The sequence below is a fragment of the Pantoea sp. Fr-CA_6 genome, from assembly GCF_024520895.1.
In the GTDB taxonomy this organism is placed as follows: Bacteria; Pseudomonadota; Gammaproteobacteria; order Enterobacterales; family Enterobacteriaceae; genus Pantoea; species Pantoea agglomerans.
In genome coordinates this window covers 71,544-90,719 of the sequence record NZ_JALNPO010000004.1, presented here as the reverse complement: position 1 = coordinate 90,719, position 19,176 = coordinate 71,544, and the positions used below count along the sequence as shown (strand labels likewise).

The window sequence follows — 19,176 nt, the reverse complement described above, 5'->3', positions numbered from 1 at the left end:
TTTACTCTGCCTTAAGATATTTATCATTTAATGCGCCGGGAACTTTTACCACTGTTGTTACAGTGTCTTCGATTGCTTCAAAATCTGTGTACTCACCGGGAGAGATTTTGACTACCTCTCCTGCGTTGATGAGTTTACCGTTCATTAATGCTTTACCACTGACGATTACAGTGATTTCTGTAGCGATTTTGTGGCAATGGCTGGCCTCTTTATCACCTGCTTTGAAGTGCTGTACAGCGACTTCCACATCGGTTGTTTTATAAAGAGTAGGCTCAAAACCGCCAACAAACCAACCACGCACGAACTGGCCTACCTTGTTAATTTCCATAAGATTAACCCTAAAAATACCTATCCACATAGCAGTTATTTCTTAACGAGGATAAGTCGAGTACACAGGAAAATATGATGAAAATGACCACGCTACCGCCCTTAGCTGTAGCGACTAAAATGCTCATTAACTCTTCATCAATGTAGATCAAAAAACTTAAGTTTCTGATATGTTTACTTTTTCCAACTTTTCCCGGTGAAAAAAAGACGATCCAGGCGCTGTCAGTCCTTGGAAAAAACCTCTCAATTCTAACACGGTAGCACCTTTCTTCGAAATATGGCGGAGGGATTGTGAAGTGATCTTCTGCATAAATAATTGATGAATGGTATAGATCTCTTAATTAAATAAGCCAAGTTATTATATGCAAACTACTAATAACTAATGCAGCAGTCACCTTGATAACAATGACTGAATTTAGCCATGACGTGGTGTGCTGAACTGGTCAAGGCTGGATTAACTCGTCATAATGATGAGTTATTGACATCAGTTTCGTACGGCATGAGATAATCCAGCCGTGCAAGAAAAATGCTAATCTTCGGGAAAAGTATGAAAATTTTAGTTACTGGCGGTGCGGGTTTTATCGGGTCAGCTGTAGTGAGACTTCTCGTTACTGACCAGGATAATGAAGTATTGGTTGTCGATGCTTTAACTTACGCGGGTAATCTTGACTCACTAAAAACGATTGAAAATTCACCCGGATTTTCTTTTGTTGAAGCTGACATCTGCGATTATGATGCAATGAAATCAGTTATCAACTCTTTCAAACCTAATGCAATCATGCACTTAGCAGCTGAAAGTCATGTTGATCGCTCTATTGATGGACCCGGAGCTTTTATCCAGACAAACATCATTGGCACCTATAATCTGCTGGAAGCTTCACGCCTGTTTTATAACCAGTTGAGTGATACCGATAAAGCGGGCTTTCGTTTTCACCACATCTCAACTGATGAAGTGTACGGTGATTTGCACAACACTTCTGATTTGTTCACAGAGACTACGCCCTACTCGCCAAGCAGCCCCTATTCTGCGTCAAAAGCGAGCAGCGACCATCTTGTACGAGCATGGCATCGGACCTATAACCTGCCCGTTCTGGTGACAAATTGCTCTAATAATTATGGTCCTTATCATTTCCCAGAAAAATTGATACCACTGACCATTCTTAATGCTCTCCATGGTAAACCTCTACCGGTCTACGGCAATGGGAGCCAGATTCGTGACTGGTTATATGTTGAAGATCACGCCAGAGCACTTCAGGAAGTCGTTAAAAAAGGTGTGATTGGCCAGACTTACAATATTGGTGGTCACAATGAGCAGACGAACCTTACGGTTGTCCAGACTATCTGTGACATTCTTGATGAACTTTCTCCGTCAAACATACCCAACCTCAGCAGCTACCGAGAGCTGATTACTTTCGTCAAGGATCGGCCAGGGCATGACCTTCGTTACGCTATTGATGCTTCAAAGATTGAACGTGAATTAGGCTGGGTCCCACAGGAGTCTTTCGCAACCGGTTTGCGCAAGACTGTTGAGTGGTATCTGGAAAACGAATGGTGGTGGAAACGCGTTCAGGACGGTTCTTATCAGGGTCAGCGACTGGGTTTGGAAAATAATTTAGGTGAGGAATTATAATGAAAGGTATCGTTCTTGCCGGTGGTTCTGGCACTCGGTTATACCCAATCACGAAAGGTGTTTCTAAGCAGCTGCTGCCTGTATATGACAAACCTATGATTTACTATCCGGTTTCTGTGCTCATGCTGGCGGGGATAAGGGATATCCTGATCATTACAACACCTGATGATCATGCTTCCTTTGTCAGGCTGATGGGCGACGGTAGCCAGTTCGGTATTAACCTGAGTTATGCTATTCAGGCGAGTCCGGATGGCCTTGCTCAGGCTTTTATTATTGGTGAAAAATTCATCAACAATGAAAGTTGTGCGTTAGTCCTTGGAGATAATATCTTCTTTGGTCAAGGCTTTGCCCCGGTTCTGGCACGCACGTCTGCGAATACCGCCGGCGCTACAGTGTTCGGTTATCAGGTTAAAGATCCTGAGCGTTTTGGCGTTGTCGAGTTTGATGAAAACTTTAAGGCCTTATCGCTGGAAGAAAAGCCTTCCCAACCAAAATCCAACTGGGCTATTACAGGTTTATATTTTTACGATAACAATGTCACAGATTATGCGCGTACATTAAAACCATCTCACCGTGGTGAGCTTGAAATCACCGATCTCAACCGTCTCTACTTAGAGCAGAATACGCTGAATGTAGAACTTTTAGGTCGTGGTTTTGCATGGCTTGATACTGGAACGCATGACAGTTTGATCGAAGCTTCTCAGTTCATTCATACGATTGAAAAAAGGCAGGGATTCAAAGTGGCCTGCCTTGAAGAAATCGCCTTCAAAAATGGCTGGCTTTCAAGTCAGGATGTTTATAACGAAGGTCAGAAATTGTCTAAGACAGAATACGGTCAGTACCTTATGGGATTGGTAAAATAATCTTCAGGCGGGGCTTCCCGCCATAATCCCTTGGAAGTGGTGATGAGTATGGTAAAAAAAGGCAAACTCAATATCGAAATTGAGTACCTGAGATTTTTTGCAATAGTTGCTGTTCTTCTTGAACATTTGCCCACCCTCTATATCTGGAGCAAGCATCAATTACTTCAAAATATCAACAAGTACGTTGAGTTCTGGCCGGGGGTAGATCTTTTCTTTGCTATTTCGGGCTACCTGATTGCAACAAATCTCCTCACTCATCTGGATAGTAAACAATCTACTACACAAATATTCAGACACACTATTATTCCTTTTTTTGTTAAAAGAATATACAGGTTGCTTCCAGCGTCGTGGTTCTGGATGTTTGTCGTCTTATTTTTTTCAGCTTTTTATAATGTTACTAACGCATTTGGGGAATTCAGACACAACGTTATTTATTGCTTTACCATTATTACTTTTTCATTCAATATTTTTTCCGGCTATCTTCTTGAGCAAGGTTATCTGCCAACTTACGGCCCCTACTGGTCTTTATCGCTAGAAGAGCAGTTTTATTTTGTAGCGCCTTTCATTCTTCTCTTCATGAGAACGGGCTGGAAAGTGACCACGCTCTCGCTACTGGCTGTTTTCCTGCTCTACATTGTACAGCAAGGTGACTGGAGTCCTAACTTCCGCTATCACGGCCTTATTTTTGGTGTTCTCTTAGCCATGTTAAAGCTGTCGCTAGGTAGTAAAATTAAACCCCGTATACTAGAACGATGGTACATCCGCTATCTGGTGAATATTTTTCTACTGTTTTCGCTTTTCGCCATCCCGGCAGCATTAAAAGGTTCTGTTTATCTCTTTGGCTCTTTAGCAATGATTTCAACATTGCTGGTCTATATAGCTTCATGGGACAGTGGCTTTTTTATGTCGCCCGGAAGTGAAGGGATCGTTTCTCGATCAATGAGCTGGATTGCATCCCGATCATATAGTATCTATCTGGCACACATGCCTGTGATTTATTTCGTTCAGGAATCAACAGTGCGCATTATGGTACATTACGGTTTTGCTGCTGGAGACTCGTACATGAGATCACTGTGGATGACAATAGCTGCATTAGGGCTGATTTTTGTTTCATCTGAATTGAGCTATCGCTACCTGGAAGTGCCTTTACGAAATAAAGGTCGGAATGTAGCCCGTAAATATGAAGTCACGGCCTGATGATTCCTGAGCAGTGCAATCCGTTGCAGTAGTCCTACCGAATTTATGGCGCAAAAAGAAAGGCGAACCGTAGTTCGCCTTTCTTTTCAACTACCTGAACCCATCCGGGTTCTTGCTCTGCCAGTTCCACGTATCGCGCATCATCTCATCTATGCCGCGCGTCACGCGCCAGTCGAGCGTGGTGTTTGCCAGTGACGCATCGGCCCAGAACGCAGGCAGGTCGCCATCGCGACGTGGCTTGATCTCAAACGGGATTGCCTTGCCGGATGCCTTCTCAAACGCTTTGATCATCTCCAGCACCGAGACGCCTTTGCCGCCGCCCAGGTTAAAGGCGGTGTAGCCCTCGACTTTGCTCAGATAATCCAGCGCTTTCAGGTGCCCTTCCGCCAGGTCAACGACATGGATGTAGTCACGCAGACAGGTGCCGTCTGGCGTATCGTAATCACCGCCAAACACGCCCAGCTTATCCAGACGGCCAATTGCGACCTGTGCAATGTACGGCAGCAGGTTGTTTGGGATGCCCGCCGGATCTTCACCGATTTCGCCTGACTCATGCGCGCCCACCGGATTGAAGTAACGCAGCGCAATCGCCTTGAACTTCGGCTCCGCTTTGGCGAAGTCGCGCATCACGAATTCGGTCATCAGCTTAGAGGTGCCGTATGGACTGGTGGTGCCGCCAATCGGCGTGGTCTCAACGTAAGGAACCGGGGCATCTGCGCCATAAACTGTTGCTGATGAACTGAAGATAAAGTTCCAGACGCCGGCATCACGCATCTCTTCCAGCAGCACCACGGTGCCCGCGACGTTGTTCTCGTAGTACTCCAGCGGCATACGCGTGGATTCACCGACTGCTTTAAGCGCAGCAAAGTGGATTACGGCTGAAATGCTGTTGGATGCAAACAGGTCACGCAGACAGGCGCGATCACGGATATCGCCTTCAACGAAGGTCGCTTTTTTGCCTGCCAGTTTCTCAACGCGGTTAATCGCTTCGCGTGAGGCATTGCAGAGGTTATCCAGAACCACAACATCATCACCGCGCTGCAACAGCGCCAGTACCGTATGGGAGCCGATATACCCTGCTCCGCCCGTGACTAAAATTGCCATGTGAGCTCCTTTCAATCTGCCGCGCAGGACGCGGCAAATAAATTACTGTTGTTTTGCGAGGATGGTCTGGATAGCTTCGCGGAAATCGCGACCCTGCACGTTGCTGCGCAGGCCGTAAGAGACAAACGCCTGCATGTAACCGAGCTTACGACCGCAGTCAAAACTGTGACCGGTCAGCAGCGAAACATCAACGGTTTTATGTTTGCTCAGGCTGGCGATGGCATCGGTCAGCTGGATACGGCCCCACGCGCCTGGCTCAGTGCGCTCCAGTTCGGCCCAGATATCAGCAGAAAGGACATAGCGGCCTACCGCAGCCAGGTCAGAGTTCAGTCCGGCGGTATCTTCAGGCTTCTCAACGAAATCGGTAATGGTGCTGATGTCGCCAGGGTGATCAATCGGCTCTGCAGTGGTGATTACCGAGTACTCAGTGAGATTGGACGCGGGCATATGCTGCGCCAGGACCTGGCTGTGGCCGGTCTCTTCAAAACGGGCAACCATTGCTGCGAGATTGTAACGCATGTGGTCAGCGGTGGAGTCATCCAGCAGGACGTCTGGCAGCACGACCACAAACGGATTGTCACCTATCATAGGACGGGCACAGAGAATCGAGTGGCCCAGGCCCAGCGGTTGTGCCTGACGCACGTTCATGATGGTTACGCCTGGCGGGCAGATAGACTGCACTTCGCTCAGCAGTTGACGCTTCACGCGCGCTTCAAGCAGCGCTTCGAGCTCATAGGTGGTGTCGAAATGGTTTTCTACGGCATTTTTCGATGCATGCGTGACCAGCACAATCTCTTTAATACCCGCGGCAACACACTCGTCAATGATGTACTGGATCATCGGTTTGTCGACGACAGGCAGCATCTCTTTCGGAATGGCTTTAGTCGCAGGGAGCATATGCATACCGAGGCCCGCAACCGGGATTACTGCTTTAAGCTTGGTCATATTTATTCCGTTTAATAAAATGAAGATGTGGGTCGATTATGCAGGATCGGCCGGAAGAGCAAGTATAATCTTTATCTGAAAATCGGACAGTAACTCTCTGTCATAACTTGGAAATTCGGCATTTTGCCCATTGCCAGCAACGGCATAAACTGAATAAAGACAATCAGTAATCGAATATCGCCTCTGTTATTTCCACCCCTGGTCGCCGCGCGGCTGAGACCAGCCATAAATGAAAACGGGCGACCCTGAGGCCGCCCGTTGATATAACGCAATTGTGATTACAACCAGCCTTCAAACCACTCTGGCATCACAAACAGATTAAAGTGATTGACCAGCAGCATTATGCCGACAAATACCACCGACACCGCCACCCACTGCCGGGCATAAGGGATAAACCGAATGCCAATCACCGGCTTGATAAAGAACGGATGAGCCAGTGCCGAGATCAGAATCTGCGAGATGGAAAGCGTCAGCGCCACATAGAGCACGTTCGGCCAGATAAAGGTGGTTGCCAGCACCGCCAGAACCACAATACTCGCCACGATGTTCCAGTAGAACTCAACGTTGGTCCGTCCGTTGGCCTGGGAAATTGCCCCGGTCAGTCCGCCCATCGGCCGCAGCATACCAAACAGCAGCATCAGCGGAATCAGATGATAGACCTGCTCGTGGGATGCGCCGTAGAGCACACGAACGATAACCGGCGAGAAGATGCCAATCACCAGGTACATCGCGCTGCTGAACAGCATGATCCCCAGCGTGCCTTTGAGGAACAGCTTCTTCAGCTGCTCGGCATCGTGCTGCTTCTCTGCAAAGCGCGGCAGTGCCAGACGGTTAATCACCGGCGTCACCAGCTTCAGCGGTTGCAGCACCAGCTCTTTCGCCAGCGAGTAAACACCCAGCATCTCGGCACCCATCACTTTACCCACTACCAGTGCATCGGCCTGGGTTCGCAGCTGGTTAATGGTCTGCGAGCCGAGCTGATAACTGCCGTAGCGAATCGCTCCGATAAAGGTCGCTTTATCGAACTCCCAGGTCGGACGCCACGACTTCTCACCCAGCGCAATCATGCAGAGGATGCGGGTAAAGGCGTTGATAAACAGACCGAGAATCGCCGCTGCTACGGTGAGCGAGGTAAACTCCAGCATCGCCACCACACAGAGGAAGGCAAACAGCTTGGTGCCCATCTCAATCTTTGCCAGCGAAACCATCCGCTTGGTTTTGATGTAGTGCGCCTGATACTGCGACAGATGCCCCAGCACCAGGAAGTTGAGGCTGGTCAGCATGATCAGACCCACCAGCTCCGGCAGATGATAGAACCAGGAGACCGGGAAGGCGATCAGCAGCATGATCAGGCCAGTACACAAGCTGAGTGAGACGTTCACCCAGTAGATGGTGCTCTGCTCACGACGGGTAATGTTCTGGCGATGCACCAGATAACTGCTCATCCCCATATCCTGCAGCACACCCGCCACCGCCAGGATGGCGTTGATGATGGCTAACAGACCCAGCTCGTGGGTTTCCAGTTTGCGGGCGAGAAAGCTTAGCTGTGCAACCTGCAGCACTGCCGAGAAGCAGGTGCTGCCGAACAGCCAAATCGCCTGTGACTTAAATCCACTCACACCAGTCGCTCCAGAATCTGTGCCAGTTCGCCGTAGGCGATATGCTGATTAAATTCAGTCTCAACTTTGTGACGGGCGGCCGCGACCACGGGCGCCACATCCACTTCCCCCTGAGAGAGCTTCAGCAGCGTCTCCGCCAGCGCCTCAGGATCGTCCTCTTCCACCAGCCAGCCAGATACGTTGTTTTCGATCAGCTCCGGAATGCCGCTGTGGAAGGTTGAGACCACCGGCAGGCCGACCGCCATCGCCTCCATCAGTGCAACCGGAATACCTTCCATATCGCCATCTGCGGCGGTTTTGGAGGGCAGCAGGAAGATGTCAGCCTCACTCAGCGCGCGACGGATCTCCTCCTGCGGTTTAAAGCCCGGCATGCTGACGCAATCTTCCATCCCCTCGCGGGCGATGAAATCACGCATCATCTCATCCTGATCGCCGTTACCGATAATGGTGTACTGAAACTGACCGCCACGCTGCTTCAGGATGGCGCTGGCTTTGACCGCCACATCCAGCCCTTTCTTCTCGGTCAGACGAGCCACCGAAACGATACGCAGCGGCGTCTGAAACGCCTGGCGCGGCTGGAAGTTAAACTTCTCCGGCTCAATGCCCATACGCGTAACGTGAATTTTTTCCGGCGGGCAGCCCATCTCAATCAGCTTATTCTTCCACAGATTGCTGATAGGCAGCATCAGCTCACTCTGGCGGAACAGATTCACATAGTCGAGTTTGTGCTCTTCCAGAATGTGACGACGGGAAATATCGGCGCCGTGAAACACGGTCGCCTGTTTACCCTTGAGCACGCCCAGCTCACGCAGCTTGTTCGCCAGCGCACCGGCATAGCCGAAATGCACCAGGAACACATCTGCGGTGAAGGTCTGTTTAGCATTCGCCACAATCGACGGCAGCAGCAGTTTGCTGGACTGTGCGCCATAACGGCGCACATTCAGCGAACGCAGCAGCGACGGCTTCGTCACTTTTGGCAGCACCAGCTTGATGCGCTGGTTCAGCTTATCGACAATCGAGATCTTCTCTTCCGGCAGCAGATAATGCGTCTTCGCCGCCAGACCATACTCATCAAAAGCGGCATGCCGGTTCACTAAATCGCCGGGAAAGACTGAAATAATCTCCACCTCGTAACCGGCATCAATAAAGTGGGTTACCTGATTTAATACGAATGTCTCAGAGGCAACCGGGAAACGCATGGTGAAAAAAGTCAGTTTCATCACATTACCCTAATACTTTGAGAATCTCTTCAGTGATCCGGTTGCCAATTTCCCTTTCATTCGCAACGGCCGTGTCGACCTTAAGCTTGATGTTATCGTAATCGGCAAGCACAGTTTTCACCTTGTCGATTAGCGAGCCATCCATCAGGCTTTTCACATCGGTTGCCATCTGCGGCAGACCAAGCTGGTTCATCACACCCATCGACTTGTGCTCGTAGTTGATCGCCACAGCCGGGGTGCCAAAGTTCATGGAGATAATCGCCGAGTGCAGGCGGGTACCAATGGTCAGATGACAATGATTCAGCAGGATGCCCAGTTCCAGGTCATTAAACTCATCCATAATGACATGGTAATGTTCAGGCTGCGTCACGTGGTCACGCAGGGTCAGTGCAACCATGCGGTCATCTTTGGCATAGCTGTCGATGCCGGTACAGGTTGAGAACGCCACAACCTGATAGCCTTCAGCAATCATGGCATTGATCACCCGGCCAAATGCCGCTTCATACTCTTTCTGCGTCACACCCAGACGTTTATCAAACGGTGCCAGTTCACGCACGGTGATCGCGATGGTTTTACGGCCATCGATAATGCCCTGCCAGTAGAGCAGGTTATGGCTCGGATTTTCGACTTCGCGTGCGCGCACCAGGAAAGCGGTATCAACGCCAGACGCGACTTTAGAACTGGTCACGCCATCGCGCTTCATCAGGTCAAGACTGACCGATTCACGCAGCACCAGGCTGTCGACCCGATCAAAGACAAAGTTTGCCAGCGCATTGACGCGCGGGTTCTGGAACGGCCCCACCGAGTGACCGATCAGGTAGATCGGCTTTTTCGCCATCAGTGCACAGAGGGCATGGTCAAACTGGGTCACACCATAGAGGTCAACGAAGAACGATCCGCCAACCTGAATAATCGCATCATATTTTGCCAGACTGTCAGTAAACGCCTTCAGGTGCGGGGGTACAGCGAACGACTTAAAGATCCCGCCCTTGCCCAGATGCGCCATCATGATATCAGGCATCAGGCGGTTCGCGACTTTACGCTTGAACGAACCGACCAGACCTTTGCCTGATTTGCTGTTGTGCAGATACAGCGCATCCTGCTTAATATCCTGCTGAAGCAGATAACCGGAGCTGGTTGGATAACGGCTTATAACATCAATTTCTAAATCACTGCGTGCAGACTTCATTGAATCAATCAGTCCACGAAGAATCGCGCCATCCCCGCGATTTCCACACGTATGGTTACCCACCAATAAAATTTTCATAACAACTCCGAATGAATTTTTTTAATTCTGTAAGCCGCCCAGATCCGCAATGGGCAAAATGAACTCTGTTTAAAGTAATGCTTTACGGGATAACGCACCCAAAGGTAGTGCTCCTGTTAAAACCGGCCGCCTCCATTGTGGCGGCCGTGATGCAAGGTGTTACGACTTGATTGCGAAGTAAGGCAGTGCGACCTGTTTGCCGTTGATCACGACGGAAACAAAACCTTCTGGCTTGCTGGTATCGACCTGATCGGCGGAGAGCGGACGGGAAGCCATCAGCAGGTCGCCCTGCTCGTTGGCACCCACGCCCGCTTTGCCGTTGTGCAGGCTGAAGCGCTGCGGCGCGCGTTTAGTCGCGTCGCCCGCCGGAGGATTGCCCTTCTCCATCTTCGCGTTAACGCGCGCACAGCGACCGGTGACAAAGCGATCTTTACCGGTGGTTTTCACCAGCACGGCCACCGACGGCGTCCAGCCCGCCAGTTTGACGAAGATGCGGACATCGGTGTCATGCTCAGCCACATAGCGCACATCGACAATCGGGCTGCTGCCTTCGGCCGACCAGCTCGCTTCAGAGCGATCTTTTTTGCGCTGTACGTGGATCATCGCGCGGCCACCGGTGGTCTTGTCACCGATCAGGTCCATCAGCGGCTTATCGCCACTGCCGTTACTGAACTGCGACTGACCAAAAATTTCGATCTCCCACGAATCACCCACGGTCGGGGAGTAGAGACTGCCGAGATCAAACCAGGTTTCCTGATTCGTGTTGTTCTCTAAACGCCAGCGCGAGGTGATGTAGTTGTACTTCAGACTGCCATCGAGCGCGACGCCATAGGACTCCACGCGGGTCGATCCCATCTCCCAGATGCTGAGCAGACGGTCGCCCTGCATGGAGTTGTCGATCCAGCTGCCCGACTGCAGGCTGGTCTGGCGCATATTCAGGCGCGTGTTATGCGCGATCAGCGGATTCTTACAATCCTCCAGGCTCAGCGCATCGACAATCCACTGACCGTTGGAGAGATCGCCCGGGTTATCACAGTGCTCAATCCAGCCATTATGGATAATCGACTGGCCGCAGCGCGGCAGGTTGAGGACTTTGCCACCACGACAGTACTGCGCATTGAAGTTCGACAGCTCAATCGCAGTGCTGTGGTCCCATTTGCCCTGCTTCTGACCTGACCAGCCCGATTTGATCACATCGCCGCTGCAGCGTGAGGCGTACCACTGGTCGATTTTACAATCCAGAGTATCCTGCAGGCTGATGGCGGTGCCGCCGACTGCGTTAAAGCGCAGGCAGGCACCACGGAAATATTGTCCGCCAGGGCAGTTGTTATGGAAAAAGCCCTGCTTGTTGGGGCTTTTATCGCTGTTGCCGTTAAAGTTCAGGTTGGAAAGCTCAACCCGACGGGCATTCATCTCAAAGACGAACTCTGACTTACCATCCGAGACAATCGTGGTCGCCGGGAAGTAGCCGAAGTTTACCATCGCACCGGACATGCGGAAGAAGTTGAGATACTTATCGCCAAGGTTACAGGCTGAGACCATAAAGGTCCCGGCCGGGAACTGGACGCAGATCTGCTGGTTAGCCTGCTGTGACCACTGGAACATCGCCATAATGGCGGGCGCCGTATCGGTTTTGCCATCGGCAATCGCACCGAAATCAAACAGGGTCAGGCGGTTAAAATCGTCTACCACGCGACGCCAGGAAAAGCCCTCACCGGCAAAGTTTACGCCGCCATCATTCTGCGCGGGCTGGAAGCTGCCGACAAACTCGCCGCCGCCGACTTCCCGTCCTTCATGCCAGCTTTTCAGCTTAACCTTGGCCCCTTCAAACAGCGGACGGGTTTTGCGTAACTCCGCTACGGACGGGATCTCACCAATCAGCTGATAACCCGCGGGCTGCGCCAGACGCTGGCTGAAATCTGCAGCGCCCGGACGGCTGACATCCGCGATGTTGAACAGCGTCTGACCGCTGCTGTCCTCGACTGCCATCGAATGCGACGGATTGGCAATCAGCGCAGCATTGTCCTGAATAAACTGGGCAAAGTTACCTTTGTTCAGCGCGATAGGCTGAGCAATCTCCGACACTTTGCCGCTGGCATCACGCAGGAAGACCGGGATCTGGTTGCCCGGTTTGCTGGCATCTGCACCTGCTTTACCAATCCAGAGTTTGCCTTCAAAGCCCTGCCAGAACTGCGGCGGCATGGCGTAGACATTTTCCGGGGTCAGAATTGGCACGTCGCCTTTAGGCACGTCAGTGGCATCGACCGGCTTCAGGGCGATACCGTTACTTTTTGCAGCGTAGCTGGAAAAGGTGCTCACGGAGAGAGCCCCCACCAGAGCGGAGGCGGCGGTCTGTAAAACTTCTCTTCTTTTCATGCATCAATTCCCGTAGTCAATAAGGCCATTGGCCATGGCGGTGTCCCTGAGGCACGTCGCAAGTGAGCTTTTCCAGCTCCGGTTAAACCAATGACAGCCAGCTTTGCTTAATCTGATTACCGTCGAATTTCAGCGCGGTCTGTTTCGTTTTTTCGCTCATGGCATAGAACAGCGCGTCATCGCTGGCGAGCTGCTCCATTCGGGCCAGAAACGTGGCTTTGTCGTTCATCGGAACCAGGAAACCATCTTCCCCGTGATTGATGATCTCCTGTGGACCGGTCGGGCAGTCATATGCCACTACCGGCAGTGACCAGGATTTTGCTTCCAGCAGTACCAGTGGCAATCCTTCATAGCGCGAGGTCATCAGCGCCATATCGCTGTCGCGATAGTAGTCGTTGATATTGCTGACCTTACCGACAAACTTCACGCTGTCGGTGATGCCCAGCACCGCCGCCTGGTCATGCAGTTGCTGACGCAGTTCACCGTCACCGGCAATCACCAGCGTCCAGTCAGGATGGCTGCGGGCGAAGTCGCGCCAGATATCCAGCATCAGGTCAAAGCCCTTCTGGTTATCCAGACGGCCTACGGCCAGCGCCTGGCGATGACGGGTCTGGCGCTGATAGTCTTTGTAAACCACCGGGTTGGGGATTTGCTTGCTGGGAATGCGCCAGCGGCTGAACACCTGATGATCTTTGTCGGTCAGAACAATCACGCGGTCGTAGTAGCGCAGCAGCAGAAACTTGAGGAACTTAATCGGTTTGCTGAAGGAGTTAATGGCGATGTGTTCGCAGGCGTAGGCTTTGCCCCCCTTCTTCTTCATCGCCAGCAGATTCCAGAACGCGAACATCACGCTCAGGCGACCCATGCTGATCAGGAAGACGGTATCAAAGCCCTCTTCGTGAATCCGGGCAACCGCGCTTTTGATCGGATTGCTCTGCCCTTCAAAGCTGACGATCTGTTTGACGTGCTCAAACGGGTAAAAGGTTTTTCCACTGCCTTCCAGCGAGTAGATGGTGACTTCATGGGTCTCGCCAAGACACTCTGACATGAAGTTACAGATGTTCTCGGTGCCCGCATACGAATAAGCATCTTTGATCACCAGGACAATTTTTTTCATGAAACGCTATCCACCTCAAATTTTAAAGACAATCCTGCCGACAGGCTTAACGATGCTTAAGGGTAAACAGCACACCATTCACCATATACCAGGCGTAATAGTAATAGATTTTTAAAGGATTGTTTTTATAGATAATTCTTAATAATTCAAGGTGCCACTGGGCCGCTTTGTTCTTATTACGGGAAAGGGAATCGCCTAATTCGTAATAGTTGACCAGAATCGTCTGAATTACGCGTGCCTGCTTATAGCGGGTGAATAATTCATACAAAAACAGGAAATCTTCGTGGCCTTTGCGCTGGAAGAAAAGCCCCTGCGGCGGGCGGCGGAAACAGACGGAGGAGAAGCAGACGCGATACTGCTTCTTCACAAAGTTTTCCTGCTGCAGGTAAGGTTTGCCGTAGGTAATGTCGTGCTCAGCCTTGCGGGTTTTATAGTGATATTCGGTAATCACAAAATCATCACCGGCCGCGATGGCAGCGACCTGCTGGGTCAGTTTTTCCGCATGCCACTCATCGTCGCTGTCGAGAAAGGCAATAATCTCTTCAGTGGCCGCGCGCAGCCCGACGTTTCGGGTCTCTGCTGCGCCCATGTTGACCGCGTTATCCAGAATGGTAATGCGCGGATCCTGACAATGCTCACGCACAAATTCCAGCGAGTCATCGGTCGATTTATCGTTGACCAGATAGAGATGCCAGTCGGTATAGTGCTGATTGATAACCGATTGCACCGCGCGTAACACCGTCTGACGTGCATTATACATAGGCATGACGATGCCAACGGTTCCAACAGAAGTATTCATCTTCAACCCTGAATTAATCGTAAAAAGAGTCGCTCCTGGCATCAGGAGCAGAGCGAGGCGCGGCGCGCGTCAGGAGATCGCTTTCTCACCGCCGAAACGTGCTTTGACCTTGTCTTTAACCCGGTTCATAAAATAAGCACGGTTGTCTTTGTTGGTGAGGAAGAAGTAGCGCGCAAAGCTCAGGCTTGCCATCAGCGACTTACCATCCATCTTGTAGCGCAGCGGCAGCTTAAAAGCTTTGTAGGTGTGGATGTCACGCGGGGTCAGATGCGGCTTCATGGTATCGAGCCAGAACATCGAGTACTTCACCGACTCGCCTTTGTGTTTCGAGCCAAACTTAGTGACCAGATGGTAGTTCGCCAGCGGTGCGGCGATCATCACAAAGTCATAGCCCATGCGGTCGGCACGTATGCAGAAATCATAGTCCTGATGACGGATGTAGCGGGTATCGAACTGAATTTTCGCCGCGTCTTCCCGCTTCAGCACAATGGTGCTGGTCTGGATAAAGCCGTAGCAGCCGAACAGATACTCCGCGACCGTTTCATTTTTGCCTGGCGGCTGCATCGGCATCACTTTCAGGAACGTGCCATCCTGATAGATATTCACCTGGCTGAAAATGACGAAATTCTTTTTGCCCTGCGCGTCCAGCTGAGCAATTTTTTCGCTCACCTGCTGCAGTTTGTCCGCCGCCCACTCATCATCGGCGTCAAGGAAGCTGACATAGTCACCGGTCGCCAGCTCAATGCCTTTGTTACGCGCACCGGCTCCGTTGAGTTTGACCTCGGAGAGCACCAGATTGATATCGAGATCCCGGTAGCGTTCGCTGCGCACCACATCCGCCAGCGCGGCGGCATCCGCAGATTTATCATCAACGATGATGACTTCGAAATTGCGATACGTTTGTGCTTTAACGCAATCCAGCGTCGTGACAATCGATTCTGACGCGTTATAAGCCGGAATTACGATGGAGAAACGAATGTCCTTCATTGCCAGCACCTCATTAAAGTAGTTCAAAAATAAACAGTTCATTCGACAACGGTCGATGAAAAACCTGTGTTCTGACCGACGACCGCCCCTGGGTGAAACTCGTCATCCAGAGGCGGTCGTCAGATTGATTAGTGGATCAGCCAAAACTCCCGCGCCACTTCATAACCGGTAACGGCCTGTTTGGTTGAAATGGTGTTGTAGTAGAGGTAATAGAGCAGGAAGAACACCAGCATGGCATACAGCGCTGGCTTCCAGGATCGCCTTGCCTGATAAATCAGCGAGGTCAGGATGATCGGCTCAACCTGCTGCAGATAGTTGGACAGGCGCGAACCTGACGGGAAGTTGTACAGGAAGATCCTGATCGCCCCGCCGATGGCAAAACTTAAAATCAGCAGATAGTTAAGGCGATACTGGGCGTAATTCTCGCGCTTCAGCTTATCGGTCAGCATGAAATAGAAGAAGACAAACACCAGCATGATGTTTTTCAGGTTCGATACGGCCAGGATGCTGCCACCCATTGCATAGGAGGGGTCATTGTTATAGCCCGATGCCCTCTCTCCCAGCGATCCCAGATGACCGGCAATCAGGGCAATAAAGCCCGAGCCACCCACAACCGATAGCGGCAGACTGGCAACGATGATAATGACCGGCCACCAGCGCCAGTCCCGGATAAACAGGAACGGCACAAGCGTCACCACCATGACACCGGTGTTATGGCTCGTGAACGACAGAATAAAGAAGGCAAATGCCCACCAGTAGCGCTTGAGATAGATCGACCAGAGAACGCCAAGGAACAGCGCAGAACTCAGGCCAAAGCGAATCTGGTTAATGTCTTTGTTGATAAAGATGTGCGCCGAATAGAGCACCAGCGCCAGCACCGGATACGGAGACATCTTCCTGAAAAACCAGGTATTGATGGAAACGGCAATGGCGCAGAAGACAAACAGGAAGATGCTGGCATTGTGCGAAAACAGGCTGGTGAGCCAGGCCATCGCAAAAATCAGCGGTTCGTAACGGAAAAACGCAACGGTATTAAAGAAGCCATTAATCTCAATACGTCTTACAAAGTCTTCGAAGAAGCTCCGGTACTGAAAGTCATCCATGCCGGTACCAAGACCGCGTATTCCCCCGAAAATAATCAAAGTCACGGCGGCAAAACAGAGTAGCCAGGTCAGAATATAATTTGTGCGTTCGTCTTTTTTTAGCGCTATTTCAAACAGCGAAAGCAGCAGTAAAAAGCCTGATACATACCAATATGGAGCCATGGTGTGATTCCTTAATTCCACAAGTTCTCATGCCAGCAATAATCACGCTTCGCCTTCCCGACTGGCTTTACAGCGAGTCTGATTGCACGGTCACAAATTGCGTGCGGGCGATGCCTGCTGGTGATGAATTCTGTTGAGTGACGCTCGCCATGCGATTTATAGATGTATCGCTTTTGTGGGTTTGGACAGAATAACCTGTGTAAATTGATGCGTGTCGTCATTCAAAGGGACGATAAAAAGGGGCGGTCAGACCGCCCCCTGTTTTATTGCTCAATAATCAGCTTTTGTTCGTCTTGCCGTAGTCATAGGCGTAGTAGTCATACCCATAGCCATACGCATTAGCGGCTTTACGCACCACGGCGTTGAGGATCACACCTTTAATCTCAATACCGTTCTGGGCAAAGCGTTTGAAGCTGACGTCCACTTCTTTGGTGGTGTTGGCTTCGAAACGCGCCACCATCAGTGAGGTGCCGGCCAGCTTACCGATGATGGAGGCATCGGTGACGGCCAGGATTGGCGGCGTATCGATTAACACCAGGTCGTAGTTCTTGCTCGCCCACTCCAGCAGCTCACCCATGCGACGATGCATCAGCAGCTCAGACGGGTTCGGCGGAACCTGACCACGTGGCAGGAAGTCGAAACCGTACACGCCCTGCTGAATCAGCGCCGGGCTGAACTCAGTTTTACCGGACAGCACGTTGGACAGACCTGATTTGTTATCTGCGCCCAGCAGTTCGTGGGTATAACCACGACGCATGTCGCCATCGATAAACAGAACACGCTGACCCGCTTTCGCGACCAGGGTCGCCAGGTTGGCACAGATAAAGGTTTTACCAATACCCGGGCTGGCACCGGTGATCATCAGGATGTTGTTTTTCGCTTCCATCATCGCGAAGTGCAGGCTGGTACGCAGGCTACGAATCGCTTCGATGGAGAGGTCAGTCGGGTTACCCAGCGCCAGCAGCGTTTCGTGCGGATCGGTTTTCACCTTGCTGCCACGACGCGCCAGGGCTTCGGTATCCTTCTTACGCTGCCAGTCTGACAGTGGAACGCTGGCATAGACATTCATGCCCAGCTCTTCCAGCTGATCCGGGTTCTCGATGCCGTGATGCAGCAGCGCTTTCAGCAGAACCAGACCCACTGACACGAACAGACCGAAAATCAGGCTCGCGGCGATGATCAGCAGCTTCTTCGGTGCAACAGGCGAGTTAGCGGTCTGCGCGCCATCGATGATGCGGACATCACCCACGGTGCTCGCTTTACTGATACCCAGCTCCTGCTGACGGTTCAGCAGCTGCATGTAGATCTCCTGACCAGACTGAACGTCACGGGTCAGACGCAGGATTTCCTGCTGAGTCTGTGGCATGCCAGCAATTTTCTTATTCAGCTGAGCCTGCTCACCTTCCAGCGTTTTGCGTTTTTCAAGCAGCGCGCGATACGTCGGGTGATCTTTGGTAAACAGCTGAGAGACTTCAGCTTCACGGAAGGTCAGTTCGTTCAGCTGACTCTGCACGCTGACAGAGGAGTCCAGAGCGGATTTCGCTTCCAGTGACAGGTCAACAGATTCGTTCTGACGACGGAAGGTGTTCAGCTTGTCTTCCGCTTCATCCAGCTTGCTGCGCACGGCAGGCAGCTGAGTGCGTAAGAACTCCAGGCTTTTCTCTGCCTGCGCTGACTTGCGCTCAACGTTCTGTAACAGATAGTTATTCACAATCTGGTTCAGCACTTTGCTGATCTGCTCTGGATCTTCACCCAGATACTCCAGACCCAGCACGCCGGTATCTTTACCTTTGTCTGCCACGGTCAGGTTAGAGAGCACTGAACGGATCGCCTGCAGGTTATTCAGCTTGGTCACGGTGAAGCTGGTGCCTTCATCAGCGTGGATCTCGCTGACCAGCATGCTGATGTCGCCGTGCGACTCCAGCTGGCCGACTTTACCTTTGAACAGCTCATCGCCATCTTTTGAGACGGTGTAGCTATCCGGACCGGTCACTTCCAGTTCAACGTTACGTTTGTCGATAGTGCGTGGGATTTCCAGGCGCGAAATCGCGATACTGGCGGGTTTGTTGCCCATCAGGCGCGACAGACCTTTACCGATAACCGGGAAATAGTTCTGCTCAACGACGGTATCCAGACCCAGATCGTCAACGGTTTTGCCGATGACCATACGGGATTCCAGAATCTCGATTTCCGTATCAGAGGCTGGTGTCGGTGGCAGAATGCTGTCAATTTCGTTCAGAACGGTGCTGGCATTCTTCTGCTCAACCTGAACTAACGCATCTGCGCTATAAATGGGTGTTGCAAACAGTGTGTAGAGTGTTCCCGCCAGCATGAAAAAAGCGGTAACGGCAACAATGATCCAGCGATGATCAATTAGCTGTCCCACAAGATGCGCCAGATCCCATCCATTCGAATCCTCTCCCGGCGCGGTTCTGACCTTATTTTTTATATTCATGGATA

15 protein-coding genes are annotated in these 19,176 nt (G+C 51.3%); 3 read left to right on the top strand and 12 right to left on the bottom strand.

Features of this window, described 5'->3' with window-relative positions; translation table 11 throughout:
- Window position 1: 1 nt before the first annotated feature.
- On the bottom strand, window positions 2-328 hold the full coding sequence (locus NR201_RS08980; protein ID WP_256849677.1) for a hypothetical protein: 327 nt from the start codon (window positions 326-328) through the stop codon (window positions 2-4).
- Between the two features lie 546 nt (window positions 329-874).
- Here NR201_RS08980 and rfbB point away from each other — a divergent pair.
- The 3 genes from rfbB to NR201_RS08965 are packed head-to-tail and all read left to right on the top strand — an operon-like array spanning window position 875 to window position 4,017.
- A complete protein-coding gene (gene rfbB, locus NR201_RS08975) occupies window positions 875-1,957 on the top strand; it encodes a dTDP-glucose 4,6-dehydratase (protein ID WP_256849676.1) in 1,083 nt (360 codons plus the stop codon).
- A complete protein-coding gene (gene rfbA / locus NR201_RS08970) occupies window positions 1,957-2,820 on the top strand; it encodes a glucose-1-phosphate thymidylyltransferase RfbA (RefSeq protein WP_033758398.1) in 864 nt (287 codons plus the stop codon). Before rfbB ends, rfbA begins: the two co-directional genes overlap by 1 nt.
- 42 nt (window positions 2,821-2,862) lie before the next feature.
- Window positions 2,863-4,017 carry an acyltransferase gene (locus tag NR201_RS08965; protein ID WP_256849675.1) on the top strand — a complete coding sequence of 385 codons (1,155 nt, stop codon included), beginning with the start codon at window positions 2,863-2,865 and terminating at the stop codon, window positions 4,015-4,017.
- Window positions 4,018-4,107: 90 nt separating this feature from the next.
- Here NR201_RS08965 and galE read toward each other — a convergent pair whose 3' ends face one another.
- The 11 genes from galE to wzc all read right to left on the bottom strand — a co-directional run bounded on the left by galE (window position 4,108) and on the right by wzc (window position 19,171).
- Window positions 4,108-5,121 (bottom strand): UDP-glucose 4-epimerase GalE, encoded by a 1,014-nt coding sequence (galE, locus tag NR201_RS08960; RefSeq protein ID WP_033758400.1) that lies wholly within the window; start codon window positions 5,119-5,121, stop codon window positions 4,108-4,110.
- Between the two features lie 42 nt (window positions 5,122-5,163).
- Window positions 5,164-6,066 (bottom strand): UTP--glucose-1-phosphate uridylyltransferase GalF, encoded by a 903-nt coding sequence (gene galF, locus NR201_RS08955; protein ID WP_256849674.1) that lies wholly within the window; start codon window positions 6,064-6,066, stop codon window positions 5,164-5,166.
- 278 nt (window positions 6,067-6,344) lie between these two features.
- A complete protein-coding gene (locus NR201_RS08950; RefSeq protein WP_010248120.1) occupies window positions 6,345-7,685 on the bottom strand; it encodes a lipopolysaccharide biosynthesis protein in 1,341 nt (446 codons plus the stop codon).
- Window positions 7,682-8,905, bottom strand: a complete 1,224-nt coding sequence (locus NR201_RS08945) for a glycosyltransferase (protein ID WP_010248122.1) — start codon at window positions 8,903-8,905, stop codon at window positions 7,682-7,684. The genes NR201_RS08950 and NR201_RS08945 overlap by 4 nt, the downstream gene beginning before the upstream one ends.
- A gap of 4 nt (window positions 8,906-8,909) precedes the next feature.
- On the bottom strand, window positions 8,910-10,172 hold the full coding sequence (wcaK, locus tag NR201_RS08940; RefSeq protein WP_010248124.1) for a colanic acid biosynthesis pyruvyl transferase WcaK: 1,263 nt from the start codon (window positions 10,170-10,172) through the stop codon (window positions 8,910-8,912).
- A 159-nt stretch (window positions 10,173-10,331) separates the two neighbouring features.
- Window positions 10,332-12,548: a phage tailspike protein gene (locus tag NR201_RS08935; protein ID WP_010248126.1), complete on the bottom strand. Its 2,217-nt coding sequence runs from the start codon at window positions 12,546-12,548 to the stop codon at window positions 10,332-10,334.
- A gap of 82 nt (window positions 12,549-12,630) precedes the next feature.
- Window positions 12,631-13,665: a glycosyltransferase gene (locus NR201_RS08930; protein ID WP_060680588.1), complete on the bottom strand. Its 1,035-nt coding sequence runs from the start codon at window positions 13,663-13,665 to the stop codon at window positions 12,631-12,633.
- Window positions 13,666-13,711: 46 nt separating this feature from the next.
- On the bottom strand, window positions 13,712-14,464 hold the full coding sequence (locus tag NR201_RS08925) for a glycosyltransferase family 2 protein (protein ID WP_256849673.1): 753 nt from the start codon (window positions 14,462-14,464) through the stop codon (window positions 13,712-13,714).
- A 69-nt stretch (window positions 14,465-14,533) separates the two neighbouring features.
- On the bottom strand, window positions 14,534-15,451 hold the full coding sequence (locus NR201_RS08920; protein ID WP_256849672.1) for a glycosyltransferase family 2 protein: 918 nt from the start codon (window positions 15,449-15,451) through the stop codon (window positions 14,534-14,536).
- 128 nt (window positions 15,452-15,579) lie between these two features.
- A complete protein-coding gene (locus NR201_RS08915; protein ID WP_010248137.1) occupies window positions 15,580-16,716 on the bottom strand; it encodes an EpsG family protein in 1,137 nt (378 codons plus the stop codon).
- 277 nt (window positions 16,717-16,993) lie between these two features.
- Window positions 16,994-19,171 carry a tyrosine-protein kinase Wzc gene (gene wzc, locus NR201_RS08910; protein WP_010248139.1) on the bottom strand — a complete coding sequence of 726 codons (2,178 nt, stop codon included), beginning with the start codon at window positions 19,169-19,171 and terminating at the stop codon, window positions 16,994-16,996.
- Between the last annotated feature and the right edge of the window lie 5 nt (window positions 19,172-19,176).